Source organism: Enterobacter sp. MGH 37 (assembly GCF_000534515.1).
In the GTDB taxonomy this organism is placed as follows: Bacteria; Pseudomonadota; Gammaproteobacteria; order Enterobacterales; family Enterobacteriaceae; genus Enterobacter; species Enterobacter kobei.
Window position 1 is genome coordinate 2,042,374 of the sequence record NZ_KI973205.1, and the last position, 23,890, is coordinate 2,066,263.

At 48.7% G+C, this 23,890-nt stretch carries 35 protein-coding genes, 3 tRNA genes and 4 pseudogenes; 15 read left to right on the top strand and 27 right to left on the bottom strand.

Features of this window, described 5'->3' with window-relative positions; genetic code table 11:
- The 3 genes and pseudogenes from L383_RS14020 to L383_RS24950 form a co-directional block, all read right to left on the bottom strand.
- Positions 1-225: pseudogene (locus L383_RS14020) on the bottom strand (phage terminase small subunit P27 family); the annotation flags it as partial.
- A gap of 157 nt (positions 226-382) precedes the next feature.
- Positions 383-733, bottom strand: a complete 351-nt coding sequence (locus tag L383_RS24945; RefSeq protein WP_032619870.1) for an HNH endonuclease — start codon at positions 731-733, stop codon at positions 383-385.
- Entirely contained in the window at positions 733-1,323 is a 591-nt protein-coding gene (locus L383_RS24950; protein ID WP_032628818.1) for a hypothetical protein, read from the bottom strand. The genes L383_RS24945 and L383_RS24950 overlap by 1 nt, the downstream gene beginning before the upstream one ends.
- A 162-nt stretch (positions 1,324-1,485) precedes the next feature.
- Here L383_RS24950 and L383_RS14010 point away from each other — a divergent pair, with 162 nt between their 5' ends.
- Positions 1,486-1,743, top strand: a complete 258-nt coding sequence (locus tag L383_RS14010) for a hypothetical protein (RefSeq protein ID WP_023330772.1) — start codon at positions 1,486-1,488, stop codon at positions 1,741-1,743.
- Positions 1,744-1,843: 100 nt separating this feature from the next.
- Here the strand turns inward: L383_RS14010 and L383_RS24955 are convergent.
- From L383_RS24955 to L383_RS13985, 8 genes and pseudogenes are all read right to left on the bottom strand, one after another.
- Positions 1,844-2,287, bottom strand: a pseudogene (locus L383_RS24955) (glycosyltransferase family 2 protein); the annotation flags it as partial.
- A 63-nt stretch (positions 2,288-2,350) separates the two neighbouring features.
- Positions 2,351-2,911 (bottom strand): annotated as a pseudogene (locus L383_RS24960) (serine protease); the annotation flags it as partial.
- 65 nt (positions 2,912-2,976) lie between these two features.
- On the bottom strand, positions 2,977-3,204 hold the full coding sequence (locus tag L383_RS14005; RefSeq protein WP_023330775.1) for a hypothetical protein: 228 nt from the start codon (positions 3,202-3,204) through the stop codon (positions 2,977-2,979).
- A 26-nt stretch (positions 3,205-3,230) separates the two neighbouring features.
- Positions 3,231-3,425 carry a hypothetical protein gene (locus L383_RS26380; protein WP_045623112.1) on the bottom strand — a complete coding sequence of 65 codons (195 nt, stop codon included), beginning with the start codon at positions 3,423-3,425 and terminating at the stop codon, positions 3,231-3,233.
- Positions 3,376-3,651, bottom strand: coding sequence for a hypothetical protein (locus L383_RS14000; RefSeq protein WP_023330776.1), 276 nt, complete (start codon positions 3,649-3,651; stop codon positions 3,376-3,378). The genes L383_RS26380 and L383_RS14000 overlap by 50 nt, the downstream gene beginning before the upstream one ends.
- Before the next feature lie 7 nt (positions 3,652-3,658).
- Positions 3,659-4,285, bottom strand: a complete 627-nt coding sequence (locus tag L383_RS13995) for a glycoside hydrolase family 19 protein (RefSeq protein WP_023330777.1) — start codon at positions 4,283-4,285, stop codon at positions 3,659-3,661.
- The gene (locus L383_RS13990) at positions 4,285-4,566 is read right to left on the bottom strand and encodes a phage holin family protein (RefSeq protein WP_023330778.1); all 282 of its coding nucleotides are present in this window, start codon (positions 4,564-4,566) and stop codon (positions 4,285-4,287) included. The genes L383_RS13995 and L383_RS13990 overlap by 1 nt, the downstream gene beginning before the upstream one ends.
- The gene (locus L383_RS13985; protein WP_023330779.1) at positions 4,553-4,948 is read right to left on the bottom strand and encodes a phage holin family protein; all 396 of its coding nucleotides are present in this window, start codon (positions 4,946-4,948) and stop codon (positions 4,553-4,555) included. The genes L383_RS13990 and L383_RS13985 overlap by 14 nt, the downstream gene beginning before the upstream one ends.
- An 815-nt stretch (positions 4,949-5,763) precedes the next feature.
- On the opposite strand from L383_RS13985, the gene L383_RS13980 reads away from it, so the two are divergent.
- Together L383_RS13980 and L383_RS13975 are read left to right on the top strand one after the other, a co-directional pair.
- On the top strand, positions 5,764-6,282 hold the full coding sequence (locus L383_RS13980; protein WP_023330780.1) for a hypothetical protein: 519 nt from the start codon (positions 5,764-5,766) through the stop codon (positions 6,280-6,282).
- 6 nt (positions 6,283-6,288) lie between these two features.
- A complete protein-coding gene (locus L383_RS13975; RefSeq protein WP_023330781.1) occupies positions 6,289-7,173 on the top strand; it encodes a hypothetical protein in 885 nt (294 codons plus the stop codon).
- 26 nt (positions 7,174-7,199) lie between these two features.
- Here the strand turns inward: L383_RS13975 and L383_RS13970 are convergent, their stop codons facing one another.
- The 10 genes and pseudogenes from L383_RS13970 to L383_RS24970 form a co-directional block, all read right to left on the bottom strand.
- Positions 7,200-7,544, bottom strand: coding sequence for an antiterminator Q family protein (locus L383_RS13970; protein ID WP_023330782.1), 345 nt, complete (start codon positions 7,542-7,544; stop codon positions 7,200-7,202).
- 14 nt (positions 7,545-7,558) lie between these two features.
- Positions 7,559-8,548 (bottom strand): DUF968 domain-containing protein, encoded by a 990-nt coding sequence (locus tag L383_RS13965; RefSeq protein WP_023330783.1) that lies wholly within the window; start codon positions 8,546-8,548, stop codon positions 7,559-7,561.
- A gap of 7 nt (positions 8,549-8,555) precedes the next feature.
- Entirely contained in the window at positions 8,556-9,350 is a 795-nt protein-coding gene (locus tag L383_RS13960; protein ID WP_023330784.1) for a KilA-N domain-containing protein, read from the bottom strand.
- A 70-nt stretch (positions 9,351-9,420) separates the two neighbouring features.
- Entirely contained in the window at positions 9,421-9,828 is a 408-nt protein-coding gene (locus L383_RS13955; RefSeq protein ID WP_025760115.1) for a RusA family crossover junction endodeoxyribonuclease, read from the bottom strand.
- Positions 9,828-10,055 (bottom strand): hypothetical protein, encoded by a 228-nt coding sequence (locus tag L383_RS13950; protein ID WP_023330786.1) that lies wholly within the window; start codon positions 10,053-10,055, stop codon positions 9,828-9,830. Before L383_RS13950 ends, L383_RS13955 begins: the two co-directional genes overlap by 1 nt.
- Positions 10,052-10,225, bottom strand: a pseudogene (locus tag L383_RS13945) (DNA methyltransferase); the annotation flags it as partial. The pseudogene L383_RS13945 and the gene L383_RS13950, both read right to left, overlap by 4 nt.
- A 56-nt stretch (positions 10,226-10,281) precedes the next feature.
- Positions 10,282-11,223, bottom strand: coding sequence for a conserved phage C-terminal domain-containing protein (locus L383_RS13940; RefSeq protein WP_023330788.1), 942 nt, complete (start codon positions 11,221-11,223; stop codon positions 10,282-10,284).
- Entirely contained in the window at positions 11,180-11,392 is a 213-nt protein-coding gene (locus tag L383_RS24965) for a DUF4222 domain-containing protein (protein WP_071852604.1), read from the bottom strand. Before L383_RS24965 ends, L383_RS13940 begins: the two co-directional genes overlap by 44 nt.
- A gap of 163 nt (positions 11,393-11,555) precedes the next feature.
- Complete coding sequence (locus L383_RS13935) at positions 11,556-12,110, bottom strand: YmfL family putative regulatory protein (RefSeq protein ID WP_023330790.1); 555 nt, start codon at positions 12,108-12,110, stop codon at positions 11,556-11,558.
- Positions 12,111-12,138: 28 nt separating this feature from the next.
- Entirely contained in the window at positions 12,139-12,390 is a 252-nt protein-coding gene (locus tag L383_RS24970; protein WP_023330791.1) for a hypothetical protein, read from the bottom strand.
- 34 nt (positions 12,391-12,424) lie between these two features.
- On the opposite strand from L383_RS24970, the gene L383_RS13930 reads away from it, so the two are divergent.
- The 12 genes from L383_RS13930 (at position 12,425) to L383_RS13895 (ending at position 20,124) form a co-directional block, all read left to right on the top strand.
- Positions 12,425-13,177: an XRE family transcriptional regulator gene (locus L383_RS13930; protein ID WP_023330792.1), complete on the top strand. Its 753-nt coding sequence runs from the start codon at positions 12,425-12,427 to the stop codon at positions 13,175-13,177.
- A 125-nt stretch (positions 13,178-13,302) separates the two neighbouring features.
- Positions 13,303-13,557 (top strand): type II toxin-antitoxin system HicA family toxin, encoded by a 255-nt coding sequence (locus tag L383_RS13925; RefSeq protein ID WP_023330793.1) that lies wholly within the window; start codon positions 13,303-13,305, stop codon positions 13,555-13,557.
- On the top strand, positions 13,550-14,005 hold the full coding sequence (locus L383_RS13920; RefSeq protein WP_023330794.1) for a type II toxin-antitoxin system HicB family antitoxin: 456 nt from the start codon (positions 13,550-13,552) through the stop codon (positions 14,003-14,005). The genes L383_RS13925 and L383_RS13920 overlap by 8 nt, the downstream gene beginning before the upstream one ends.
- A complete protein-coding gene (locus L383_RS13915) occupies positions 14,005-14,430 on the top strand; it encodes a hypothetical protein (RefSeq protein WP_023330795.1) in 426 nt (141 codons plus the stop codon). Before L383_RS13920 ends, L383_RS13915 begins: the two co-directional genes overlap by 1 nt.
- Before the next feature lie 509 nt (positions 14,431-14,939).
- Positions 14,940-15,152: a hypothetical protein gene (locus tag L383_RS25920; protein WP_023330797.1), complete on the top strand. Its 213-nt coding sequence runs from the start codon at positions 14,940-14,942 to the stop codon at positions 15,150-15,152.
- 603 nt (positions 15,153-15,755) lie between these two features.
- Positions 15,756-16,115: a hypothetical protein gene (locus tag L383_RS13910; protein ID WP_023330798.1), complete on the top strand. Its 360-nt coding sequence runs from the start codon at positions 15,756-15,758 to the stop codon at positions 16,113-16,115.
- Positions 16,115-16,942: a hypothetical protein gene (locus L383_RS13905; RefSeq protein WP_023330799.1), complete on the top strand. Its 828-nt coding sequence runs from the start codon at positions 16,115-16,117 to the stop codon at positions 16,940-16,942. The genes L383_RS13910 and L383_RS13905 overlap by 1 nt, the downstream gene beginning before the upstream one ends.
- A 109-nt stretch (positions 16,943-17,051) precedes the next feature.
- Positions 17,052-17,411, top strand: a complete 360-nt coding sequence (locus tag L383_RS0123975; protein ID WP_023330801.1) for an ead/Ea22-like family protein — start codon at positions 17,052-17,054, stop codon at positions 17,409-17,411.
- A gap of 1 nt (position 17,412) precedes the next feature.
- Entirely contained in the window at positions 17,413-17,649 is a 237-nt protein-coding gene (locus tag L383_RS13900) for a hypothetical protein (RefSeq protein ID WP_022648786.1), read from the top strand.
- The gene (locus tag L383_RS24550; protein ID WP_023330802.1) at positions 17,646-18,263 is read left to right on the top strand and encodes a DUF551 domain-containing protein; all 618 of its coding nucleotides are present in this window, start codon (positions 17,646-17,648) and stop codon (positions 18,261-18,263) included. The genes L383_RS13900 and L383_RS24550 overlap by 4 nt, the downstream gene beginning before the upstream one ends.
- Before the next feature lie 623 nt (positions 18,264-18,886).
- Complete coding sequence (locus L383_RS24980; protein WP_016063584.1) at positions 18,887-19,114, top strand: DUF4224 domain-containing protein; 228 nt, start codon at positions 18,887-18,889, stop codon at positions 19,112-19,114.
- Positions 19,114-20,124, top strand: a complete 1,011-nt coding sequence (locus L383_RS13895) for a tyrosine-type recombinase/integrase (RefSeq protein ID WP_023330804.1) — start codon at positions 19,114-19,116, stop codon at positions 20,122-20,124. The genes L383_RS24980 and L383_RS13895 overlap by 1 nt, the downstream gene beginning before the upstream one ends.
- A gap of 126 nt (positions 20,125-20,250) precedes the next feature.
- Here L383_RS13895 and L383_RS13890 read toward each other — a convergent pair.
- From L383_RS13890 to uvrY, 6 genes are all read right to left on the bottom strand, one after another.
- Positions 20,251-20,337, bottom strand: a tRNA-Leu gene (locus tag L383_RS13890).
- Between the two features lie 11 nt (positions 20,338-20,348).
- A tRNA-Cys gene (locus L383_RS13885) sits at positions 20,349-20,422 on the bottom strand.
- 46 nt (positions 20,423-20,468) lie between these two features.
- Positions 20,469-20,544 (bottom strand) — tRNA-Gly (locus tag L383_RS13880).
- A 152-nt stretch (positions 20,545-20,696) separates the two neighbouring features.
- Positions 20,697-21,245: a CDP-diacylglycerol--glycerol-3-phosphate 3-phosphatidyltransferase gene (gene pgsA, locus L383_RS13875; protein WP_008500348.1), complete on the bottom strand. Its 549-nt coding sequence runs from the start codon at positions 21,243-21,245 to the stop codon at positions 20,697-20,699.
- 56 nt (positions 21,246-21,301) lie between these two features.
- On the bottom strand, positions 21,302-23,134 hold the full coding sequence (uvrC, locus tag L383_RS13870) for an excinuclease ABC subunit UvrC (RefSeq protein ID WP_023330805.1): 1,833 nt from the start codon (positions 23,132-23,134) through the stop codon (positions 21,302-21,304).
- Positions 23,131-23,787: a UvrY/SirA/GacA family response regulator transcription factor gene (gene uvrY, locus L383_RS13865; RefSeq protein ID WP_023330806.1), complete on the bottom strand. Its 657-nt coding sequence runs from the start codon at positions 23,785-23,787 to the stop codon at positions 23,131-23,133. The genes uvrC and uvrY overlap by 4 nt, the downstream gene beginning before the upstream one ends.
- Between the last annotated feature and the right edge of the window lie 103 nt (positions 23,788-23,890).

Sequence of the window (23,890 nt, forward strand, 5' to 3'; positions counted from 1 at the left end):
CTCAACCAGCAGCTCAAGGGCTCTGGCATCAAGCTGAGACATCACACCGATAGCATCAAGCTCGTCGGCCATCCGTTTAAACCAGTATTTCCCCTGCTTGTCGAAATGCTTCGGCGTTGGGGGTACCCCTGAAGGGGGTTTTGGTTCGTTCTCATTGATCGGGCGTTTAGATGGGTTACCCCTCACCAAACGTAGATGGGTCGGGGTTTTCGGTGGTCCAGACATAATCGAAAACTCCTATTAATCATCGAGTGGGGGACCCCATAAAAAAGTTTTCTAACCTGCGGCGATGTGAAAAGAGGTTAGGCGGCGGTCCTTTGGCGCGTCGTTCCTGAACTTTCAACCCGCCCTCCCCTTCGGTCTATTCAAATGAGAATTGATGTCATTTGAGTCTTTCGACCGCTGTTTTCGCCCTGTGGCAGGGCTTGCAGAGGCTTTCGAGGTTGGAAAGGTCATCGGTTCCCCCATTTGCTTTGGCGGTGATATGGTCCACCGTCTCAGCGGGTGTATACCTTCCATTTCGCAGGCATTCCTGACAGAGGTGTTTATCCCTGTCGAGAACGATTGGGCGCAGCCTGTCCCACTTACTGCCATAACCGCGCTGGTGCCTGCTCTGTCCTCGCTGATGCTGCTGCCAGCCTTCGTTAAGATGCTTTGGACAATAGCCTGAGCGGTCTGTGGTTGTGCCAGGACAGCCACGCTTGCGGCATGCTCTCGGTATTAACGCAGGCATCAGGCTAATCTCCATGCCCGGCGGCGTTCTGTTCGTGGTGCTGAGTCAGGGTGACACTCGACTGATTCAAAGTCTGCATGGTCCACCAGCGAGTAACACGGATAGACCACAGCGCCGCCATAAGCATCACCAACGGCATAATCGGCAGGCTTGCTGCTGTCCCATCGAGAAAGGACTCGTTCAATATGCTGAGGAGGTACGCTATAACAAACGCCGTGTATCAGCCGCGGCAGTGTGATGTAGTCAGCCTGAGTCTTATCAGCAATAATCAGCCGTTCGGCTATCTGCATCTGGTACTGCGGCGGGCGGCCAGTACCGAGATAAAGGCTCAGCATGTCGTCAGGGAAGCGGGTCAGCCAGTCGACCACCAGCTCTGCAAACCAAGGAACGGGCATCGCATCGTCTTCCAGCACGACCACCCGGCAAGGTTGCTCAGCAGCCCATTCAAGTGCTCGGCGATGGTTAGCATTAGCTCCACCGTCGCCCTCATCAATTAGAAGATGGGCACTGATGCTTAAAGCCAACGCCTCAGCCTGTTTCCGTCGGGCGTGATGGCCTACAACGCATAACTTAAACTCTTCAGCCACCAGCGAATCTCCAATAAAAAAGCCGCACGATGGCGGCTACTGTCTGAATATCAGGGTGTTGCTTCTCATTAACCCTGGTTAAGGTAAGCATTCAGCCCGTCAGTGGTGGGACACTGGCGCACTCAGCACAGAGGGATGGCTGTTGACCTCTGTATAAGGAAATGTATGGATAGCAAAGAGCTTTTTGACAGAATTTTCACTCTCGAGTTACAGGTTGGATTTCTCATCCCTAAAATGATCAGAGCCATGGATAAATTGAGTGTGAATAATGGCGTTTCCACTTATCTGATCGCTGAAATGGAAAATCTCGTAAAAGAGCTTCCTAACTCCGCAGCCTCTCATGATGAGAGATTTCTCAATGCCGCCATGGACGCTCTGGCAACGGTGAAGCGCTCTTTAGACCAGCCGCCCAGTCAAGAATAGATTCTTTTAATCGGTCTAACATAAGCGTCTCATTTTTGTCGGGGGCGCTTTTCTTTACCAGCTTAACCACGTTTTCTTCGTTAGACATGCAAACTTCTCCTTATTTATGTTTAAACCAGGCGTACTCCTTACCGATACCTTCAGACTTAAACACTGTGTGAATGCGCGGCCCAGTAACGATGCGATCGCCAAACGACTTAGCTACGATGCCAAAGGCCATCATGTCACCCACCGCGGCGCCAGCCTGTTCTTTCTTCCAGAAACGATAACTCTCAATCCGGTAGTAAAGACGGATGATGCCCTGAGCAAACGCCATTACATCAGCGCGGGTACCACCAAGCAGACCAGCATTAAGCATCACATCGTTGCGGTGCGCTTTGATGAATTCCTGATAGATTCGCTCAGGATGATTCTGCTTTGCCCAGGCGTCGGCGTATGTCTTCGGTTCTGAACCGACATAAACATTACCGCTCTGCATTTCTTCCCACGGTGCGCGAAGCATTTCGACATCGGTCCCATCAGTACACCAGACGAAACGGTATTCCCCCACGAAAACGTCCCCTTTCTTGTTGGCATAACCGTTGTGAGACACATAGATCGCTGGTGACCCAGACATCCCAGGGAAAGCAGAAATATCAACGACAATAACTTTCTTACCATCAAAATCGTACTCTGGCTCGCTTGCTAAGCTACCTGTTTTCCAAATGGGGAGATTGTTTACAGAATCTCTGTATCCATGTGGATAACCAATCATAACTACAGGAAAAGATGGATGTAATGAAACGTCATTTAAAGTAGTTTCTTTGCTGATATAAGCGAAGTCAGCATTTTCCAAAAGTTTAGATGGGAGAGGAATTAAAACAATATCCGCTTCACCATCAGTTGGGTGTTCGAGCCAATTATTGGAATTAGAGATAAATAACGGGATGTGTTGATCGTATGCCTTCCCCTCTTTGTCTCTTAACTGTATTACGATCTCATCACCGTGTACGGCTTTTGAAGCTTTATCTGATGGACTAATACCTGTAATGACATGGTAATTTGTTGCCAAAAAGATAAAGCCTTTTTCATTTTTGTAAAAGAAACCTGTCCCGATTGATACAGGTTTACCCCTGAGTCTGAGGTTAACCAATGTTGTAATCAGCGATAAGCCATGAACGTTCTGCATTTACAAATGCTCCTCACCATCATGTAGGACTCAATGGGATTAGCATATCAATTTTGAAGCTTTGTTCACACAGACCTACCAAGATCTTGAGGAGTCTCCCATTTTATCCTGCCATTACTATCAGCCAAAAGTTTCTCGTACAGAGTTGGCTGGCAATTTTTTCGAGATTCAATAATCTCAGCAAACGCAGCAACAATAATTTGCTTGCTTATTATTAAATCCTCTTCTTTTTCGAGAGAAGCAATGCCGAGATTGAATACCATCCTCACTGTTTCGTTAGATAACACGTTCATTAAAATCCCCATCGATACTAAAAATTCTACTTCGCTACATAGCTTTCATTCGTAAGGCAGTTTGCCTTCGATAATTTGTTATGAGCCAGGATGTCTTTCTTCGTCTGGCGGTCCATAACGTCAATGTCGTGTTCAGTCAGGTAGATTGGCTTTACCCAGTCACAGGCGGTATCAACCACCACCGGGACGCTTCCACGTGTCACGCAGCTCGCGATCAACATCGTCATCAGGCATGTGGTTAACAGTCTGCTGTACATTACTAGCCTCTTTCGTTGTCTCTACCCGGCGTTCTGCTGCTGCGACCGTGGCCGCTGCGTTATCTTCGGTGCGCTGCTGGTCTGCTTTCGCTTCCGCTTTGCTGGTGCCGCGTGAATGACCAATGCCAAAAGCACCAGCGATGGCAGCCATGACCAGTGCAGCAATGCCAATGATTGTTTCAAGACCCATCTCAACCTCACACCAGTACGGTTTTTGCTTTTCCGAAACGAGCACGGCGATCTTCCAGGCCGTTCGTTCCGCCGTTGATAATCTTCGTCACCTGCAGTACGTCGCCGGAATACTTCAGGCATCCCTTAGTGGCGAAGAACCACGCCGCGCTTCTGGCTGCATAAACGTCCTCGGCCAATAGCTCAGGCTGCTTAACCAGATCAACCTTCAGGCCGTTCCCACAATCACGGTAGTTATTGAGGCCGGTAATCTGGATAAGTCCACGCCCACGGTATAACCAGCCGTCCCCGGGTGCGTTGTTACCCATGCGCTTGCTGTATACCAGGTTAGCAATGGCTCGCTGGCGCTCAATCGGTAATGTTCGTTCCTCAGGACGGCGGCCAAGCGCATTTGCCTGGTCTGCTGTGAGACGTCCTGCACGGATGAAGTTAACAAGTGCTGCAATGCGGTAGTTGAAGCTTTCCACGAGCAGAGTGAAGCCAGCTGATTCATGCCCTGCCTGAGCAATGAACATCGCCTGGTTTACCGGATTGGTGATGCCGAACTCTTTCATTGCATCACTCACTGGCTGAAACCAGCGCGCAGCTAATTCGGCGCTTAGCCCAGCCGCCTTTTGAAATTGTGATTGGTTCATTAGTGCCTCAGTACATCAACCAGGCGCGCTACGTTTCCCCGAGCCCAGAGAACGGCGGCGCATATCAGGACGTTCACCAGCACCACAAACCAATGTGATTCATGGTACAGGCCGAACAGGTAACGGAAAGGGACGCTGGCGTATACCAGCACCGTGAAATAAGCCATCAGCGATATCAGAGGGCGATGTCTCGCCCCGCCGCGCTGGTAGAACATCAGTGCAATAACGATAACAGCAGAGATAATTGCGTTTGCCATCGCACTCGGATCACTTGTTACCATTGCTGGCCCCTCCACCACGTAAACGCGAGAGAATTCCAAACAGGCTACCCAAATCCTGACTGTTGACGAACGTCAGCAGCTTAATAGCAATAGCGGCTACGATTACCGCGCCCAGCGCATCAAGTGGCCTGTCGCTGTACCCCGTCCATTTGGAGAAGTAAGAGCCGAGCAGTGGCGCGCCGATAACGCCGAAGATGAATGAGGTGATGAAGTAGCCCACCAGCTTAAGGCGGCTGATATTAACCGCCGTAGCGACGTAGAACACCGCACCAGCGAATGCGCCAAACACCACACCGTAATCTATGCCGGTTGCCAGGCCGAACATGCTGGCCCCCATCAGACCACCAGCCGCTACTGTCGTGCCAGAAAAAGGATCGGACATCTAGTCCCCCTCTTATTGCCGTGAATCCTCTCAGTGATGAGGGGAATAAAAAAAGCCCGCTTTTGAAGGCGGGCTAATGAGTGACTATTAGTAAGTAAGGTAGGTAGTCGTGAGTCTTGCTAACTGACCTGAGTGAGACAGTATCGGGCTGGTTCACAACGGTTCAGGAGAACCATCAGGCAATTACCTTCAACACACATTTCAAGCGTAGCAGCAGTTTGCAAATTCATAAAAAAAGGCCTGCTTTTTACGGCAGGCTCTCAAGGAATTTGAAACTGTATTGTTGTTGTCATGGTGCCGGGTGCCTCCCGGTGACTCTCCCCCAGTCAGCAAAGCCGCGCGCATATCTGCAAATAGCAGTTGACTGGAACGCCCTTTCGCTGAGAAAGGATTCACTACAAAAATAAGTTACGACGAATCAATTCGAGCGGTAATGCATCATCGCCGTGTGTACTCTCAGAGTTGAAGGGATAAGAAAACTAGGGTCGCCGGCTCTTTTGTGAAAAGATGGGAAAGATGTATCTTCCGGATCTTGAAAATGAAACCTCAGGCAAACGTCATGGCTTAAGCATTTGATTTACTTAGCATATTCGCTTACAGCATCCTTCTGGACTACCTATTGGTCGGTTCAAAAAACGGACTTTTAATGTGTTAAGTTCGCATCTAAGTAACAACGCTTATCACATTACATGAAGAATTGCGTACGCGTTAATTTTTTTCTATAGCATTTAATGCTAGATTTGCTTATAGGATGGATAATATGGAACACATGAGGTAAAGTACTGTACAAATAAACAGTGCAGAAGGATGTCCTGATGAACAAGTTAGCACGCTTATTATTGACCGCCAGTTCTATTGCACCGGTTTGCGCCACACTTTTCTTTATCGGATACGTAAAAGATTCAATATGGCTAATGCAATATAGCTTATGTGTTGGAATTTTAAGCTGGTTACTTGCAATTGGACTCATAAAATATGCAGAAAATAGGCTTGAACTTCTGACAAAGAATATCAGCTCAGTTTCCCCTGCGAACAAAGAAGTGACAAATTATTTCTTAAGTTACCTGTTTCCTCTTTTAGGAACCGACTCAATAGCAGAAAATAAGGCATACGCTCTATTCTTCTATTTATCATTATTGTTTTACATCAGTTTTTCAGAGAACTATAACTTTAACCCAGTTCTTTCTTTAATTGGTTATAAATTCTACGAAGCAGAAGATGATACCGGCGTTGGGTTTGTTCTAATCTCAAAATCAGTAATCACAGACATTAAAGATATACCATTTACAGTTGTTCAATTAACAGACTACACTTTTCTACATATTAAAGGATAAAAAGCCATGGCACTTTTTGCAGTAATGGATAACACAATAGCAACGAGGATTGTTAGAGTTGAGCTAGATAGAACAGCCAGCTCATCTGTTACAGCTATTTTCCAACAGCAATGCCAACATTTTGAAAGCCATCACAATAATAAAATCCCATTTTATGCTGGATACACCCCAAAATATGATGAGTGCTTTGAAATTCAGAATTTCACAGATTCGGCTAGTTTAGTAGACGCGGTTAGAAGACCGACAGCCATACCAATTTGGGACCCCAACCAAATTGCTATAGATAACATCAAAGCTTTGTTTGTTGGAGTAGTTAATCAAGCTAACTCGAACGTTATAGCACTTCAGCCTTTCAATAAAAAACAGATTTTAGATACATCAAAATCATTTTTCGGTAAATTTGTCGCAAGTAAAACTACATTTAGTAAAGCTGATAGCATTGGCTTTAATGTTGATGATAAACTTGTAGCTGTAATTGACAACAACACTATACACTTCAAAAGTTTTTTCAAACTTAGAAGCATTTTTGATATGACATCTTATTTTTCAGCAGCAACGGACCAAGAACTAACTACATTCAGTCAACTAAGTGTTTTTTCAACACCTCCTGGTTTCGATCTAAAAATAATCGCAGATACTGTTATTAGAAACAAAGTTACCTTAATAAATCAATCAGGAATGTTAACTGCCCAAAACCTATCCTTATTTAAGGTTGAAGCTGCAAAAGTCAACTTTCCTTTACAGACAAATGTAATAAATGGTGTTGAAAAAATCATCATGCCATCTTCTAAGAAAGAAATTAAAGCCTTACTTGATTTTATCGAAGAAGATATATGGGTTTCAGGAATAAGTGGAAGACGCTTTAAGTCAAGCTCAAAGCGTCCAATATAATCATGTGAAGCATGGAACGAAGTTAGTTAAACAAGGGTGCAAACGATGCCTTCTATAAAACCAAATGCTGTTTGCAACTCTTTTCTTATCGTTCCATCCGAACACTTACGCTTTTTTGCTATTGCGCGCAGCGAAATACCAATCACGAAGTGAGCTATGATCAGCTCATATTCTTCCGGCTTATATTTTTTCAGACGTGCGACACAGCCATCAATCATAATCCCTTCATCGTCATCACATTGCAGGCGTGACTTTTTACCGTACGGCACTAAACCTTTAAAACCAGCAGCTATTGGTTGCCAGTCGACTCCACTGCTATCAGCAGCCGCCCAGGCTCCCCAGCGGTCCATTACTTCATACATATCAAGCATTTTTTCTCCACTTTTCATGCTAATACGCCGATTGCCAGCGCACGATCTAAAAACCGAAACAGCAGCGTTAACTGGTCGCCGTATTTCGCTTCAAATGCCACAGGATCAGCGTGTAACTCGTCGTGATGCGCTCTGCACAGCGGTATCACAAAAAGGTCATGCGCCTTAGTACCCATTCCACCCTGCCCGTGGCCTATCAGGTGGTGGGGGTCGTCTGCCTGCTTGTTACAGCAGACGCAAAGCTGGGACTTTACCCAGCGTGTCCAGTTCTCATTAACCCAGCGGCGGCGCTTTGGCCTAAGCATGAAAGATTCCGGTGACTCAGGGTCTACCTTAACGGAGACAACCTTCTTCACCTTCTCCTGGAGGATTTCAGTCGCCGGTAACGAAGGAACAATGTCGCTTTCCCGCATTACGGAACTGTGCGAGTCAGGCTTAATCCTGAGGGCTTTGCTCGCCACTGATTCAGGAATAAGGTCAGCCAGATCGTTGCGTACCATCCACCAGCAGAACTCCGGAAGCGTCAGGGTGTGGTCTTCGCTGAATCCCAGCATAATATTCACCCTTTCGAGTAACCATTTTACCAGGTTCTGCATGGCAATTCCTGCCAGTCTTTCAGTGGTTTGTTCACGCAACTGGTTATCACAGCCCCAACAAAGGCGAATGCTTCCGGGGGGGTGACGCATCACCGTAAAGTCCTTTGAGTGCCATTCATTGTGGGGCCACTGACATTCGAATTTACGCTCAAGCCAGGCATCAAGACTGCTAAGACCGCCAGCACGCTGAATAACCCTCTCGTTCAGGAAAAGCTCCTGCATACTGACATCATCTGTCAGTGGCTGATGTGCCTCTGGAATAAGACCTGATGGCAAATGCTGGATTGCTTCTGATGGCGTCTCAATAACAACCCTTCCCTGACGAAACAGCCAGAGCAGTTCATTGCCAGGGCGGAACAGAACCACCCCGGACATTGGTGCAACTTCAGGTGTCAGTAATGCTCTCACTGTTACCTCAGGCTACGATGTCGATTATTTTAAGAAGCTCCGCAAACTTCGACTCAAAGAAATGAGGCTGAGTTTCTCGCGGGTTCGCAGGACTGGTGATGTTCTTGCCATACATGCAGCCTTTGGCAGTAAGTGACCAGAACTTTTTAACACCATTCACTCCAGACCGACTGTTTCGCTCTTTTTGTTCCACAATCCCAAAGCGGGACATCATGTGATAAACCTGATTGGCGGTGATGCGGATGTTTTTTGCTTTAAGCAAAGCGCTGAGTGATTGTGTGGGACGGCTGGACCCATCCTGCGCACCGGCAGGTGCATCGATCGCGTAATGCGGCATCAGATCTGGAAGACCCGCTACCTGCTGGAGTTTTTGATAAGCACCGAGTCTTGAAGAGTTTGAGAGGTTCAGCATTTTCGCCGCCGATTCAAGCAGGATCACGCCAGCCTGAATTTTGTCGGATGTCGGCGCATTGGATGCAGGGTTCTGTACGGCATCGAACGTTCTGATGACTTTGAGGTTAAATTTCGGGCTGATCCACATTGCATAGGAATAAACCAACTCCTTGCAGACGAATGTCCCCTGGTTAACACCACCAGTAAGGGTGACCAACGGGGCCGCTCCTGTAATTCCAGGAGCGCTCGAAATTTCAGCGATGAGTTCTTGCGTTTGGGTAAGACAGGACCAGTTGGAAGGCTGGTGACGTTTTTCACCTCCCGCCGCACGATGCAAATCATTCAGGCAGTAACGACCATCAAAATCACGGCGTACGGAAACGCCATCAATTACGAATAACTGATTCATATGTTTCTCCACTTGTTGTAGTGCGAGCGGGTCTGCACTCCCGCTTCGCTGACACTTTTTAATCTAACACTCATGCGCGTACCAATGCATTGCTATTTTGCCTACCATTTTCGACATAGCTGGCGATCGTTATTTCAACCTTCCCGCCAGGTACCTGCGGTGCCCACTCCACCAGCATTCGTTTAACCTGACTGTCATCCTCCCAGATGCCTGCATGTGTCAGTGCATCAAAAAGCGCCTTGTTGTAATTGTCGATATCGCGGCGGCGGGCATCTGGTGGATAGAGAATGATCTCAACCGCCGCTGGCGCTGTGGTTGGTTTAGGCAGGCGGCGTAATTGTTCAATAATCGCAGCGCAAGCAGCGCTCTGATATTTGCGGCCAGCAGCACTGATGAGATGGCGTCCTGCCAACGGCCCCTTATTGGGGGCTCGCCAGTAGGTGTTTACGCTCGGTGGGAACGGGAGAACTAGTTTCATCATGACTCCACTCCATAGCGCCCGTTCAGGCGTCCGATTACGCTGTTGAACATCACCAGGCTTACGCCCATCGGTTTAACCTTCTCGTGGTACTCCTTCAGGATCGGAGGTACAGCCTTGTTCCAGCTTGGCTTAGGCTTTTTCTTCAGGGCTTTCTTAATGGCATCTGAGCATTGACGGGCAACGTCACGTACAGCGTTCTCCTGCTCTGTGGATAGTTTTTTCATGCAGCACGCTCCTGAGGTTTGCCCATTGGAACGGCTACTGCCGGGATAAGCTCAACGGCCGGTGATACTGACTGATTTCCCCAGTGGTCCCATCCAGGCGCACCGCAACGGCTGAACAGTTCTATGCGCGGAACATCACCGTAAAGCTTCTCCAGTGCTGCAGCAATCTCTTTGTTCGTCAGTCCAGGGTTATTGGCCACGAATAACTGAATTGTTTTCAGAAAGCTCATTGAGTACCTCCGGAAACACGGAAACCTGAGTTGGCTGGAACGCTGTAATCAACGTTCTGGAAGTTGGCCTTAAAGTTTGGGTCAGCGCTACCGCCGAGTTGCCAACGCCCTTTGACACACGCAGGCCTTCCGCGCTTTTGCCATTTCTGAGCCTTGTCAAAATACTCAACGCAATTTTCTGGACCAAAGAGAGTGCTCGGGCGAAGGTAATCATCCATTTTTGGATCATCAGCCCATTTTGCTGTGAGATAGTCCACCACCAGCATCAGGTCTTCAGCGCTGTAGTTTTCTGACAGTCTCCCCCTTATGTATCCCAAAACGGTTTTATTGCGCCCGCCCTTCCCGTATGACGATCCAGTAACCTCGTTGAAATGGGATAAGACACGAATTGCCGGATCGATGTCGTCTGGTTGCGGCGCAACCGGACAAATAGGTTTTTTAATATCTGTAGTATTCTCTGTTGTATTCTCTGTAAGAACATCAGTGCAATTTGACCTGATGAGAGCGGTTCGTTTTGACCCGATGGAGCGTTCCACTTTGACCTCTTCCATCGGTTCATTTTGACCTGATGGAAGAGTGCATTTTGAACTCTTCGATTTGGTCACTTTGACCTCATCTAAAAGCTCGCTTTCGTAGTTGATCGTGTAGTAGTTCGTCATGTCGCGCTGAGACTTATTCAGCTGCTCAACTTTGAGCACGCCCAGCTGCTTCAGGCGGGTGAATGTGCGCTTCAGCGTAGACTCAGACCAGAACGGGAACTGCTCCAGCCACTGCTCGTTGGTGTTGTAAATCCAGCGCACGCCGTCACGCTCCAGTCCGGAGGTGGTTTCTTTAAGCCAGTAGTTCACCTGCTGCAACGCAATGGCCTCGTTCAGGCCAATGCTGTAGGCAAGGTCAGGGTTTATCACTATCGGCCGGGATGGCATCAACAGGCTCATGGTCGTCCTTTAACTCTGTAAATTTACGCTGGAATTGCTCAAGAGGGCTGAAGCACTCATGATCGTACCCTTCGCGAAGGTATATAACGCGTCGAGTCTCTGGCTCCCATCTGATGACGCGCACCGGGACGCCATAGTGATCTCTGAAACGCCGGTTAAGTTCTCGCATAGCGCTCTCCCCTTCCGACGCCAGACACCCACAATCGCCATAGCCCTGCTGTGGTTACATGGAACCCAGCGGCCTGATACCATGCGCTCATACCGAAACGACGAGGTTCCAACAACGGGAATACCACGGAGTTGCGGGAGACGGTTGTTTACCGTTAAACTGTTCATGCGTTAGTTTCTCCACTGATACGACACGCCAAGGGGCCCGGAGCTGCACACTCGCGGGCCTCACCCATTTCTGGGAGGCAATAAACACGGGAAATAAGGTTCAGGAACGTCATGAGAGTGACCCTGAACTGATATGCGATATCGTTAAGACTTTGCCACTCGCTCCGGTCAACGACTCCATCTTCAATGTAATGACGGTAAGCATTGACCAGCTCACCAAGTCTCCCCACCAGCTCGGCCAGTTTCAGGCCAATCTCTTCGTTTTCATCATCTGGCACGGCGCCGGGAACGTGAATACCGTTATCAGTTTCACGAGAGAACGCGTCAGCGATGTAACTTACGCCCGCAGCGCTCTGAAGCACCATTGCCCAGCCCATTGGGAAAATCTGGTCGCCACCAGCACGAAGGCGGTTAAAGAGTGAGTTCTGGGTTTCGTCCAGAATCTCCGCCGCTTCGGCGTACCCGCCAGGCAACGCGGCAATCGTCTTCCTGATTGCGGCCACCAGCCAGGCCGGCTGCTTCTGAACTTTCCATTCAGGTTCTTTACCCACGGTCTTCTCCTCTTTTCTGTGGTTTTTATCAAACCGCTGAATCTGTAGGCTTTTGGGGACGACTAATCGCCTTAATCAATTCCTTTGAGAATTTTCCCTCGGAGGCTAAAGCGATTTTTTCCGCATAGTTAGTCTCGCCAGTAAAATCTGTACGAGGCAGACATCCTTTTTTCATCCACTTATAGATGGAGCGAGCACTACATCCGCAAACAGAAGAGATGGTAATGACACCAATCTCCTTGATTGCTTCGGTAAGAGTTGGGAGTTTTTCCTTTTGCATATGAACCTCACTTTATGAACTTAAAGTACATATTATGACGGAACTGATAGTTCACGCAAGTACACCTATTATTGAACCCATGGTTCAGGAAGAAAGAGCGCGACAAGACTTCTCCAAAAGGCTAGCGCTGGCCTGTGAAAAAGCTGGTTTTCAGATGCATGGTCGGCAGGCAGAAATTGCCAAGAAAATGAAGCTAACACCCAAAGCTGTGAGCAAATGGTTTAACGGAGAAGCAATACCAAGGCGTGGAAAGTTGCAGGATCTTGCAGCTCTTCTTGGCACGTCTGCAACTTATCTGCTTGGTGATTCTTCTGAGGACGGAATTATCAAAAAACAAGCTAACATGAGCAGCGATGTTTACCGTGTAGATGTTCTGGATCTTAGTGTTAGTGCTGGTCCCGGTAGTTATATGCTTTCTGACTATGTTGAAGTGCTATATGCCATTGAATTTACAACAGAGCATGCTCAAACACTTTTCGGAAACAGGTCTCATAATGATGTAAAAGTTATGACCGTTAATGGCGATAGCATGGCTCCAACATTGGTGTCAGGGGATCGATTGTTTGTTGATGTATCTGTACGGCATTTTCAAACTGACGGCGTTTACTCTTTCGTCTTTGGTAAAACATTTCACGTAAAACGCCTACAGATGCAGGGTGACAAGTTGGCTGTTCTGTCTGATAACCCTGCTTATGAAAAGTGGTACATCAACGAAGATAATCAGGATCAACTCTATGTCATGGGTAAGGCGTTGATTCACGAGTCTATAAAATACAACAGACTGTAGTAGTTCACGCAGAGGGTCAGCCTAGCTAGTGCTTTCTGGGAAAACTTTGAAACAATCTGTCTATTGTTAGCATAGATTGCAACTAGATTTCAGTTGCACTATCTTTAACAGAGGATGTATTCTTCGTGGGAAGAAAGGAAAAGTTAAAGTTGAAGTTAGATAGGTTGCCCAAAAATTTCACTTGGGATGAACTTGTCGCGCTTATGAGCCAGTATGGCTTCAAGCTTTTGAACGCGAAACGTGGTTCAGGACGTAAATTTTACAGCCAAGCCCTTGATAAATTAGTTATTTTTCATGAACCACATCCTGAAAACACCCTCAAAAGATATGTCTTGGAAGAAGTTAAACTGCTGTTAGATGAGATTGATGATCATGAATAACCTGATGCAATACAAAGGGTACTATGGTAGCTCCAGCATTTCATTTGAAGACGGAGTTATGCATGGGAAGCTCGAATGCATAAATGATCTCGTCACATATGAAGGCGCTACCGTTGCGGAGCTTCGTGCTGCCTTTGAAGAGGCCGTTGACGACTATCTCGCAACTTGTGAAGAGATCGGGAAGTCGCCTGATAAGACAATGAGTGGTTCCTTCAATGTGCGTATAGGTGAATCGCTCCATAAGAAAGCATACTTAGCGGCCAAGTCAAAAAATATGACTTTAAATGATTATGTAAAACAGGCCGTAAGTGAGTCGGTAAATGGAAGAAAAGAGGTTCATTACCACTTTGAAAAGCCAAGGGATGTGAGGGAAGTCTCGTTCTTCTCCTCAAGACGCACTGAAGAAACCTATTGGGAAGTTTCAGTGGATAACGGAGTACAGCACTAATGCTTGATAAGATTCGCTTTAAAGGGTTCGATTTAGAGGGCTCTTCACTTTTTATCAACGAGGATGACAACTCTGAGGGCGGGAAATACAGCTTAAAATTTTCAGAGCACCGTGTGATTCCGCAGAATGATGAAGATGGAAATTGGGTATTTATTGAGGTCACCCCTTCAGTGATCGGCTTCCCACGTGACAAAACGAACATTGAAGACGGCGAAGATGTACTCTTCAAAGCAGAAGCTAACTTGACGTTAACTTTTGAATGCTACCTTGATGAAAATGTTACTGAAGATTTCTATAATGAAAACTCTTGGTTCTTTGAGAATTATGTTTACGTCTGTACAAAATTAGTATTTGAAAACATGTTTAAAGATACATTATTAGACACCATCAAGTTACCATGGTCTCCAAAACCTACTGATAATTAAGATATTACCCGGCCTAATCGCCGGGTTTTTAGGTTGATCTGATAGCGATAAATCCATAACCACCCCGCCAATAGCATGAACATCATGCTCACCCTTTCATCTCCCAAATCCATTAGTGCGCACCTTTTGGTGTTTTATTGATCATATAACCGGCATCAAAACAATTAAAATACTCTTAATTTCAATAAGTTACGTAGTAAAACACCAAATTTGTACTTTTGGTACTTTACAATATTGAACTATTGGTACATATTTAATCCATCGGTAGGTCAGTAGTACGGCATATGGCACATGTGCCGCAGCGGTCCGGGGATTCCTTGCAAGACAATATCCAGATCCAGCGGGTAGCCGGAATGTGCAAGCCAGGCAAGTACGACAGCCAGAGACGTTTCACCAGCGTGGCGATCAGGTGTGACACCTCGGAAGAGACGAGGAAAAAAGCCAACCACAATTAGTATCAGACGGATGCTTATCGTGATTGGTGGAATTACCACTTGAAGGAGTTAAGCATGTTCATTCAGGTTCGTGTTACTGACAACCCTTGCAACATCGGAAATGGATTTTGGCATATAGGTAAAGTTTTCGATGTTGTTGGTGAAACTAATTGCTTTTACATCATTGAAGGTGGTCGCAGGGTTAATAAGAAACACCTTTCAATAGCCGGCACAGCATGTGGAAATCACAGCGTGAAAGTAGAACTTATCACAGAGCAATCACGATAAAAGGCGTGATAACAGGCACATAACATGAAAGCGCATTCCTCTTTCACTGATGGGGATCGGTTTGTTACCTGGCGGAGTGCGCTTCCAGTTGTGGTGAATGACGGGGCTGACCGTCAAACGGTTGAGAAAAGATAAGCAGGCGAAACGTTCTAAGCGAGCATATGGACTGATCGAACGCGGATGGAACGGGCGGTTACGATATTGAAACACCGCGCCACTGAGCTGGAGTTCAGCACCAGCCACCACAAACGAATCACGTTAGGACCGTGGTAAACCCGTAGTAGCTGTACCAGATGCTGTGTGTAGTCTTGGCGGTGGCAGTGCTTTGTTTATTTTCCTTACTCGCCACCGCACTTTTTTTTACAACTGAAAGCGCGTTCGGCCAGTTCCTTGAGAGGCCTCAGTCGTTAAATCAACCTCAGGGGAACGCGCTCCCAATTGTGGAGAAGCTAACTGGCGGTGGCAGCCGCCCGTTTCACTAAGTGCCCTGGTTGGGTGCTTACTAAAACGAAAACCATTTATTTTTTGTCGCCACCCGGCGAGGGATTCGTGCAACCAAAATTCAGCGCTGTGCAGAGCGCTTATAACACGGAGAAACTATCCATGACGAACACACAGAACGTCACCGAGTTACAACCACGCATGACCAGAGAGCAGCTTATCGATGCAGCTCGTAAGGCAGCCCCTCTCCTCCCTGCCGCTTACGGCTGGATGGTTAACGAACTGGCTACACGCCTTGATGTTACCAGCGTCGCGCTCTGTGAAGCTTTGGCGCAGCGTAAGGAACTGGCCGAGCAGAACGCCACCCTGCGTGAGGATGTTGCCAGTTGGGCCAAAGAGTGCGACCGCATAGAAGAGCGCCACACCAAAACGCCTACCAACATGCACCTGCTGGAAGCTCAGCGAGAACTCCGTGAGCTGCCTCGTGTCGTCATTTCCCTGAATAATGAGGTCACTCTCTAATGGCTAACTCATTCAAGCAAATGACCAAGGCCGGTGTGATTAAGCGCACCGATACCGGGATGTTTATCGCTCTTTCAGATATACACGTTCGTGAAGGTTTCAACAAGCGTGAAGACGACGAGCGCACCCGCCAGGCAGATGATGACCTGTTTAACTACCTGATGAACGGCGGATCAGTTCCACCACTGGAAGTTATCGCGCGTGATGAAGGAGGCGTGTGGGTTGTTGAAGGTCACCGCCGTCGTCGCTGCTATGCGCGCTGTGCTGAAGCTGGAAAGCCAGTAGACCGCATCCACATCATGCCTTTTAACGGTAACGATGTGCAGCGCCTGGCGCGCATCATGACCAGTAACAACCAGTTGCCGCTCTCCGATATGGAACAGGCTGCAGTTATTCAGGAGCTGCATAACGCTTTCAACCAGACCACCAGCGAAATAGCAAAACTAGTCAACAAGTCTGTTCCTACTGTCGAAAAGCTACTGCTTCTTAGCACAGCAAACCACGACGTTCAGAAAGAAGTTAAATCCGGGACCGTGTCCTTAGATGTGGCTGTTGACCGCGTAAAAGAGTTCGGCGAAAAGGCCGGTGAGGTTCTTCAGAAGGATAAAGCTTCAGCTGCCGCAAAGGGTAAGAAGAAAGTTACCCGCAGCGTGATAGCGCCGGAAATTAGCGTGAAGAAAGCGCGGCGTCTTGTAGAACTGATCAGCCTGGCGGGTATAAGCGACACAGGTGTTATCTCTCTTGAAGGATTGGTCCATGCAGAAGTCGTGGAAATTATCGACGAGCACAAAGCTATCGCCGCGCAGCGTCATGGAGAAAAATCATGATTACTGGAACCTCAAATTACGATGAAGTTCCGGTAGTTCCCTGCAAAATCTGTGGTGGTTACTACAAGGCTGATGAGCCTGAAATGCACGTCTGCGAGGAGGCCGCCCAATGAGCAACATCGACAAACGCGCATTACGTGAAGCTGCGGAGAAGGCTACGCCGGGCAATTGGTGGATTGATAGTCATGGGCAGGCCATGGTGTCGTTTATCGAAAACGACGTGCTGGAGGTGTTTGCCACCGATAACAAGCGCGCCGCCGTTCGGCATGAGGATACCGGCAATCTCTCTCGGTGGCGAAACGATAACGACGCCACATTCATCGCAACGGCAGACCCCGCAACCGTGCTGGCGCTGCTGGATGAGCTGGAAGCCAAAGACAAGCAGATTGCAGATTTGAAGGAAGCGTTCAGCATTGCCTTGTCTGCTGCTGGCATCGATGTCCCCGCCGCAGCCGGTAAAGGAGAGTGATATGGCTCGTTTTATCGCAGTTATTCACGGGTGGTTTGTCGACAGCAAGGGCTTTGACGTGCATGAACTGAGCGCAACGGACAAGGAATCAGCCTACGGCGAAGCGGTATTGTTGAAGCATAAGCGAGAAAGCACCTTCGACAAATGCGCCTGCATCGTAGTTGAGATTGCCGACCACGAAAGATTGCCACGCAAGTTAACGCTCCGCGAGCGCCTGACAGGGAGAACTAACCAATGAGCACTATTACCAAAGAACGCCTGGAACAATTAGCAAATTTCCGTGGCGCACCAGTCACGCGGCAGGAAGAGCAGGAGCTGGCGCGTATCGCGCTGGCATCGCTCGAAGCGGAGCCTGTGGCTGAGGTATGCGAGGGATTTACCCTGAGATATATCGGTCACGGACCTGCGCCCAAGTCCGGTGTGCATATCGGAGACATGCTATTCACCGCCCCGCCAGCGCCGGTATCTGATTCGCTTCTGTCGGAGCTTTTAGGCATTGCGAAGAGGGCCGCAGATGAAGCAGACGAATTCGCACACGCGGAGTTTAGTGACGACTCCATGGAGCATTCAGCCGCAATAGCCGACTGGGAGCGACGCGCCGCCATGCTTCATGGTGCCGAACCTGTAACGACGGCTTACAAGTTGCAAGATGGTTGGGTGGCTTGCAGTGAGCGGATGCCTGAGGATAATGCAGAACAAGAGGTTCTCGCATGCTTTAAGGGGGGTGACATATCGACTCTGTATTATTTCGAGGGTCGATGGGATGACGCCTACGGAATCGTGCCGATTCGCCAGGATGTAACCCACTGGATGCCACTGCCAGCAGCACCGCAGCAGGAGGCTAAGCCGTGATTACATCAACCACTGCCACTGTATGGCATTCATCGGTTAAGGGTCGCCGTTATTTATCCAGACGCGCAGCCATAGAGGCCGAAATACGGGCAATAATTTACAGGCTTTACCCGCCTGAAAGGCCCGAATTCGACAACGTTGGCATGACATATCCTGGCTACGACATTAAGCATGATGACCCCGAGCGTTACGAAAAGCTTCATCGCCGCATCAAGCGGCTCATTGAGCGAAGCGTGGAGGCCAGAAATGCCTAACCCATTCGACGCAGTAATGTTCGTTCTGCTGGTCATCGGCGCACTTCAGCAAATTGGGTGGCTACCATGGTGAGCAAACTCAAACAGCGGCGCCTGCGCCGCCTTAAAGCTGACGTGGCCTGGTGGCGTGAAGAGGCAGAGGATTGCCGCTCCCGCCTGCTGGAACTGGCCTGGGAAATCGACAGGCTCAAGAAGCTAGTTATCCGAGTGCCGATGCCGGTTCTCATGCCAAAGGAAATGGTCCACCAGCTTTATTACACCGAAACAAAAAGATGTCGTACCTGTAATGATGGGCTCCGTGGTGGTTGCTCATCATGCATTTTCTATAAGAGATAGCCGGGTGCAGCCGGTTAAGTGGAGAGCTATACGATGAGCGGACAAAGCCAACGTTTTCTTACCCCTGATGACCTCTATCAGCTTACTGGTTATCGTCGCCCTTCCCTTCAGTGCCGCGCGCTGAAAGAAAGCGGTGTATTTTTCGTGCCACGAAAAGACGGCAGACCTGGAACTACATGGGATCATGTAACTAACCCTGCTGGCCTGAAGTTGGTAGTGAACAATCCAGAGGAAGAAGAACCAAACTTTAAGGACATGTAATGCCAAGAATCCGCAAAAACCCAGAAGATAACTGGATGCCGCCCCGCGTTCGTCGGGGCAAATCAGCTTATGAGTTCAGAACTCCAGACGGGAGAACGGTGAGATTGTGCAACCATGATCTCACAAAGTCTCAGGTCTGGGCTGCCTATGAAAACTTCATCAACGATATCAAAGTCGGCTCAAATTTCCATGCACTCTGTGAAGAGTTTTTTAACTCCGGTGACTTTCATGAGTTAGCAACAGAAACAAGAAAGGACTACCGAAAATATGGTTCAAAGGTAAATATCGTTTTCGGGAAGATGAAGCCAGACAATATCAAGCCTGAGCATATCAGGAAGTATATGGATAAAAGAGGTGTTAAAAGCAGAGTCCAGGCGAACCGAGAGAAAGCGTTTATATCGAGGGTGTTCAGGTGGGCATATGAGCGCGGAAAAGTGAAGATGAATCCTTGCCAGGGTGTGAAGCAATTTAAGGAACAGGCGCGCACCCGCTATGTTACGGACAAAGAATATGATGCACTATTCAGCGTTTCTACGGTGCCGGTTAAAATCGCTATGGAGTTAGCTTATTTATGCTGCGCACGTCAGGGTGACATTCTTGACCTTAAGAAAAGTCAGATCCTTGATGAAGGAATTCTAATTCAGCAAAGTAAAACAGCAATTAGCCAAATAAAGGCCTGGACAGAACGACTGTCAAAAGCGATTAACATGGCAGATAAACTTCCATTAAACAGCGGTATGGTTAGCCTTTATGTAATTCATCAGCAATCAGGATCTCGTTATACGCGTGATGCGTTCAATGCTCAATGGATGAAGGCAAAAAAGGCTGCTGCTGAAAAATTTCCTGAGCTTGAATTCAACTTCACGTTCCATGATCTGAAAGCTAAAGGGATATCTGATCTGGAAGGAACCCTGCATGAGAAACAGGAAATATCAGGCCACAAAAATGCTTCACAGACTGCAAGATATAACCGCAAAATATCTGTAGTGCCGGTGGTTGGGGGGCAGTAATGCCCTCTTTCTGTGGCGAAGTCGAATGGCGAAACAATGGCGAATGGCGAAAAATAGACAATAAAAAACCACCTTTCGGTGGTTTATACGACACTGCTTATCATTGATTTTATTCTAGTTTTCCCATGGTAGCCGGAGTGGGACTTGAACCCACACAGCGCGAACGCCGAGGGATTTTAAATCCCTTGTGTCTACCGATTCCACCATCCGGCCAGGGAAGAAAGTGGAGGCGCGTTCCGGAGTCGAACCGGACTAGACGGATTTGCAATCCGCTACATAACCGCTTTGCTAACGCGCCGTAAAACTTTTCTAACTGACACCCGCTATTGCGCATGTCTTTAATCTGGAGCGGGAAACGAGACTCGAACTCGCGACCCCGACCTTGGCAAGGTCGTGCTCTACCAACTGAGCTATTCCCGCATGTCATCAAGTCAACTTCTAAACACTTGATTTCATTATCGTCCGGCTTGCTGTGCCGCCGTTCGATGCGTTGCATTCTACTGATATGACGTTATGAGTCAACGTTATTTTTTGCTTCCCTGGATCGTTTGCTGAAAATTACGGCGAAACGATCACTGATCAAGCAAATCCCCGCGCGCAGCGTTCAAATATTGCAGCATTGACCACAACGTCAGCACTGCCGCTACCCACAGCAGACCAATTCCCGCCCACTCAACCCAGGCGTTTGGACGCCAGAGCATCCAGACCAGCGCCGCCATCTGTGCGGTCGTTTTCACTTTCCCGATCCAGGAGACCGCCACGCTGCTGCGTTTACCCAACTCCGCCATCCACTCACGCAGCGCAGAAATGATGATTTCACGGCCGATCATGGTTGCCGCAGGCAGCGTCACCCACCAGGTATGATAGTGTTCAGCCACCAGCACCATCGCGATAGCAACCATGACCTTATCCGCTACGGGATCGAGAAATGCGCCGAAGCGAGTGCTTTGATTCCAGCGACGCGCCAGATAGCCATCAAACCAGTCCGTTACCGCTGCGATAAGGAAGATCAATGCGCAGGCAAAAGGTGCCCACACAACCGGCAGATAAAACGCCAGCACGAAGAACGGAATGAGTACAACACGAAAGAGAGTGAGCAACGTAGGGATATTATATTGCATAGTGACGGTAACTATTTGTTGTCAGTAAAATTTAGCTCTATGTTGCTACAGAGCCCTCAATGTTTCAACGAGTAGTAGATCTTTTCTGCCAGCCCTTGCGAAATACCCGGCACTTTTGCAATTTCCTCCATGCTGGCGTTGAGTAATCCTTGCAATCCGCCCATATACTTCAGCAGCATCTGGCGACGTTTTGGCCCGACGCCCTCAATGGTTTCCAGAGTACTGGTATTTTTCACCTTCGCCCGTTTTTTACGGTGCCCGCTGATAGCATGGTCGTGCGATTCATCGCGAATATGCTGGATAACATGCAGCGCCGGAGAGTCTGGCGGCAGACTGAAGCCCTCACCTCCCGGTTCGAAGAACAACGTCTCCAGACCCGCCTTACGATCGGCCCCTTTCGCCACACCTAACAGCAGCGGATGGTTTTTGTCCCACTCAACGTCGAGTGATTCAAATACCGCTTTCGCCTGGCCAAGCTGGCCTTTACCACCGTCAATCAGGATCACATCCGGGATCTTGCTCTCTTCAATCGCTTTACCGTAACGACGACGCAGCACCTGATTCATGGCGGCATAGTCGTCCCCCGGCGTAATGCCGGTGATGTTATAGCGTCGATACTCGGCGCGCAGCGGGCCATTAGCATCAAACACGACGCAGGATGCTACCGTCTGCTCACCCATCGTATGGCTGATATCGAAACACTCCATACGTTTCACTTCCGGCAACTTCAGGAGCGTTGCCAGCGCGGTTAACCGCTGGCTGACCGTCGATTGCTGAGACAATTTTGTGGTCAGCGCCGTCGCCGCGTTGGTCCGCGCGAGCTTCAGATAACGCGCCCTGTCGCCGCGGGGTTTGGTTTGTACGTTGACCCGACGGCCCGCCAGCTCGGAAAGCGAATCGGCCAGCAGGGTTTTATCGTCAAGGTTGAAATCGAGCAGGATCTCCGAGGGGAGCGTGCGCATCTGGCTTCCCTGTAGATAGAACTGGCCGACAAAGGTTTCCACCACTTCCCCCAGCTCGGTGCCACCAGGCACTTTGGGGAAATAGCTGCGGCTGCCGAGTACTTTGCCCTGGCGGATAAACAGCACGTGAACACAGGCCATTCCTGCGTCAAAGGAGACGCCGATAACGTCGAGATCGTCACCGGTATTCGAGACAAACTGTTTCTCGGTGACCCGGCGCACCGCCTGAATTTGGTCACGGATCCGTGCGGCCTCTTCAAACTCAAGTGCGGCGCTGGCTTTTTCCATCCGCGCGATCAGCTGGGTTAACACCTGATCGTCCTTTCCGGCTAAGAACAGGCGTACATAGTCCACCTGCTGGGCATACTCATCTTCACTGACCAGCCCGGCAACACAGGGGCCCAGGCAGCGACCAATCTGGTACTGCAGACACGGACGCGAGCGGTTACGGTAGACACTATTTTCGCACTGACGAATCGGGAAGATTTTTTGCAGCAGTGCCAGCGTCTCCCGCACGGCATAGCCATTCGGGAAAGGACCAAAATATTCCCCCTTCGCGTGTTTTGCACCACGGTGCATCGCCAGACGCGGATGGGTATCGCCACTGAGAAAGATAAACGGATAGGATTTATCGTCCCGCAACAGCACGTTATAGCGCGGCTGATAGAGCTTTATATAATTGTGCTCAAGCAGCAGGGCTTCGGTTTCGGTATGCGTGACGGTGACATCAATATTATGAATGAGAGAGACCAGCGCTTCAGTCTTACGGGAGGCAAGGTTGCTGCGAAAATAGCTGGAAAGGCGTTTTTTAAGGTCTTTCGCCTTCCCCACATAGATAACCGTACCGCCAGCGTCATACATCCGATAGACGCCAGGCTGGCTGGTTACCGTTTTCAGAAATGCTTTTGAATCGAACACATCACTCACTGACTTAACAACGTCTCCGCATTACATAAACCATGTCGGATGGCCAGATGAGTCAGTTCAACATCACCATGAATGTTCAGTTTACTGAACATTCGATAACGATAGCTGTTCACCGTTTTCGGGCTGAGGTTCAGCTGTTCCGAGATCTCATTTACCTTCTGACCTTTCGTGATCATCAGCATAATCTGCAATTCGCGCTCAGACAAACTGGCAAACGGGGACTCGTTTTTCTCGGGTTCGATCTGGCTCAAAGCCATCTGTTGCGCAATGTCAGAGGCGATGTAACGCTGCCCGGCAAACACGGAGCGGATGGCATTGACGACCTCCTGCGGAGCGGCACCTTTGCTCAGGTAACCGGCCGCACCCGCCTGCATCACTTTCGCAGGCAGTGGATTTTCAGTATGCACGGTCAGCATGATGACTTTGGTATCTACGAAGGTACGCGCAATTTTGCGCGTTGCCTCAAGGCCACCGATGCCGGGCATGTTCATATCCATCAGCACCACATCGGCGGAGTTTGTGCGGCACCATTTTACGGCATCTTCCCCACAGCACACCTCTCCGGCAACTTTAATCCCTTTTATATCTTCAAGAATGCGTCGTATCCCTGCGCGCACCAGTTCGTGGTCATCAACAAGAAGGACGTTGATCAAAGGAAATGTCTCCAGAATAGGGATAACGCTACTGAGTGATAATTTGGTTTATATTAACGGTTTTCCTCACAAGATTAAAACGTTAAAAAATCGGCTATTCGAT

What these genes read in the sequence shown, in the direction of transcription:
- L383_RS24945 (WP_032619870.1), bottom strand. Translation starts at nt 733, where the DNA reads ATGCCTGCGTTAATACCGAGAGCATGCCGCAAGCGTGGCTGTCCTGGC.
- L383_RS14010 (WP_023330772.1), top strand. Translation starts at nt 1,486, where the DNA reads ATGGATAGCAAAGAGCTTTTTGACAGAATTTTCACTCTCGAGTTACAG.
- L383_RS14005 (WP_023330775.1), bottom strand. Translation starts at nt 3,204, where the DNA reads ATGAACGTGTTATCTAACGAAACAGTGAGGATGGTATTCAATCTCGGC.
- L383_RS26380 (WP_045623112.1), bottom strand. Translation starts at nt 3,425, where the DNA reads ATGTTGATCGCGAGCTGCGTGACACGTGGAAGCGTCCCGGTGGTGGTT.
- L383_RS14000 (WP_023330776.1), bottom strand. Translation starts at nt 3,651, where the DNA reads ATGGGTCTTGAAACAATCATTGGCATTGCTGCACTGGTCATGGCTGCC.
- L383_RS13995 (WP_023330777.1), bottom strand. Translation starts at nt 4,285, where the DNA reads ATGAACCAATCACAATTTCAAAAGGCGGCTGGGCTAAGCGCCGAATTA.
- L383_RS13990 (WP_023330778.1), bottom strand. Translation starts at nt 4,566, where the DNA reads ATGGTAACAAGTGATCCGAGTGCGATGGCAAACGCAATTATCTCTGCT.
- L383_RS13985 (WP_023330779.1), bottom strand. Translation starts at nt 4,948, where the DNA reads ATGTCCGATCCTTTTTCTGGCACGACAGTAGCGGCTGGTGGTCTGATG.
- L383_RS13980 (WP_023330780.1), top strand. Translation starts at nt 5,764, where the DNA reads ATGAACAAGTTAGCACGCTTATTATTGACCGCCAGTTCTATTGCACCG.
- L383_RS13975 (WP_023330781.1), top strand. Translation starts at nt 6,289, where the DNA reads ATGGCACTTTTTGCAGTAATGGATAACACAATAGCAACGAGGATTGTT.
- L383_RS13970 (WP_023330782.1), bottom strand. Translation starts at nt 7,544, where the DNA reads ATGCTTGATATGTATGAAGTAATGGACCGCTGGGGAGCCTGGGCGGCT.
- L383_RS13960 (WP_023330784.1), bottom strand. Translation starts at nt 9,350, where the DNA reads ATGAATCAGTTATTCGTAATTGATGGCGTTTCCGTACGCCGTGATTTT.
- L383_RS13955 (WP_025760115.1), bottom strand. Translation starts at nt 9,828, where the DNA reads ATGAAACTAGTTCTCCCGTTCCCACCGAGCGTAAACACCTACTGGCGA.
- L383_RS13950 (WP_023330786.1), bottom strand. Translation starts at nt 10,055, where the DNA reads ATGAAAAAACTATCCACAGAGCAGGAGAACGCTGTACGTGACGTTGCC.
- L383_RS13940 (WP_023330788.1), bottom strand. Translation starts at nt 11,223, where the DNA reads ATGAGCCTGTTGATGCCATCCCGGCCGATAGTGATAAACCCTGACCTT.
- L383_RS24965 (WP_071852604.1), bottom strand. Translation starts at nt 11,392, where the DNA reads ATGCGAGAACTTAACCGGCGTTTCAGAGATCACTATGGCGTCCCGGTG.
- L383_RS24970 (WP_023330791.1), bottom strand. Translation starts at nt 12,390, where the DNA reads ATGCAAAAGGAAAAACTCCCAACTCTTACCGAAGCAATCAAGGAGATT.
- L383_RS13930 (WP_023330792.1), top strand. Translation starts at nt 12,425, where the DNA reads ATGACGGAACTGATAGTTCACGCAAGTACACCTATTATTGAACCCATG.
- L383_RS13920 (WP_023330794.1), top strand. Translation starts at nt 13,550, where the DNA reads ATGAATAACCTGATGCAATACAAAGGGTACTATGGTAGCTCCAGCATT.
- L383_RS13915 (WP_023330795.1), top strand. Translation starts at nt 14,005, where the DNA reads ATGCTTGATAAGATTCGCTTTAAAGGGTTCGATTTAGAGGGCTCTTCA.
- L383_RS25920 (WP_023330797.1), top strand. Translation starts at nt 14,940, where the DNA reads ATGTTCATTCAGGTTCGTGTTACTGACAACCCTTGCAACATCGGAAAT.
- L383_RS13910 (WP_023330798.1), top strand. Translation starts at nt 15,756, where the DNA reads ATGACGAACACACAGAACGTCACCGAGTTACAACCACGCATGACCAGA.
- L383_RS13905 (WP_023330799.1), top strand. Translation starts at nt 16,115, where the DNA reads ATGGCTAACTCATTCAAGCAAATGACCAAGGCCGGTGTGATTAAGCGC.
- L383_RS0123975 (WP_023330801.1), top strand. Translation starts at nt 17,052, where the DNA reads ATGAGCAACATCGACAAACGCGCATTACGTGAAGCTGCGGAGAAGGCT.
- L383_RS13900 (WP_022648786.1), top strand. Translation starts at nt 17,413, where the DNA reads ATGGCTCGTTTTATCGCAGTTATTCACGGGTGGTTTGTCGACAGCAAG.
- L383_RS24550 (WP_023330802.1), top strand. Translation starts at nt 17,646, where the DNA reads ATGAGCACTATTACCAAAGAACGCCTGGAACAATTAGCAAATTTCCGT.
- L383_RS24980 (WP_016063584.1), top strand. Translation starts at nt 18,887, where the DNA reads ATGAGCGGACAAAGCCAACGTTTTCTTACCCCTGATGACCTCTATCAG.
- L383_RS13895 (WP_023330804.1), top strand. Translation starts at nt 19,114, where the DNA reads ATGCCAAGAATCCGCAAAAACCCAGAAGATAACTGGATGCCGCCCCGC.
- pgsA (WP_008500348.1), bottom strand. Translation starts at nt 21,245, where the DNA reads ATGCAATATAATATCCCTACGTTGCTCACTCTCTTTCGTGTTGTACTC.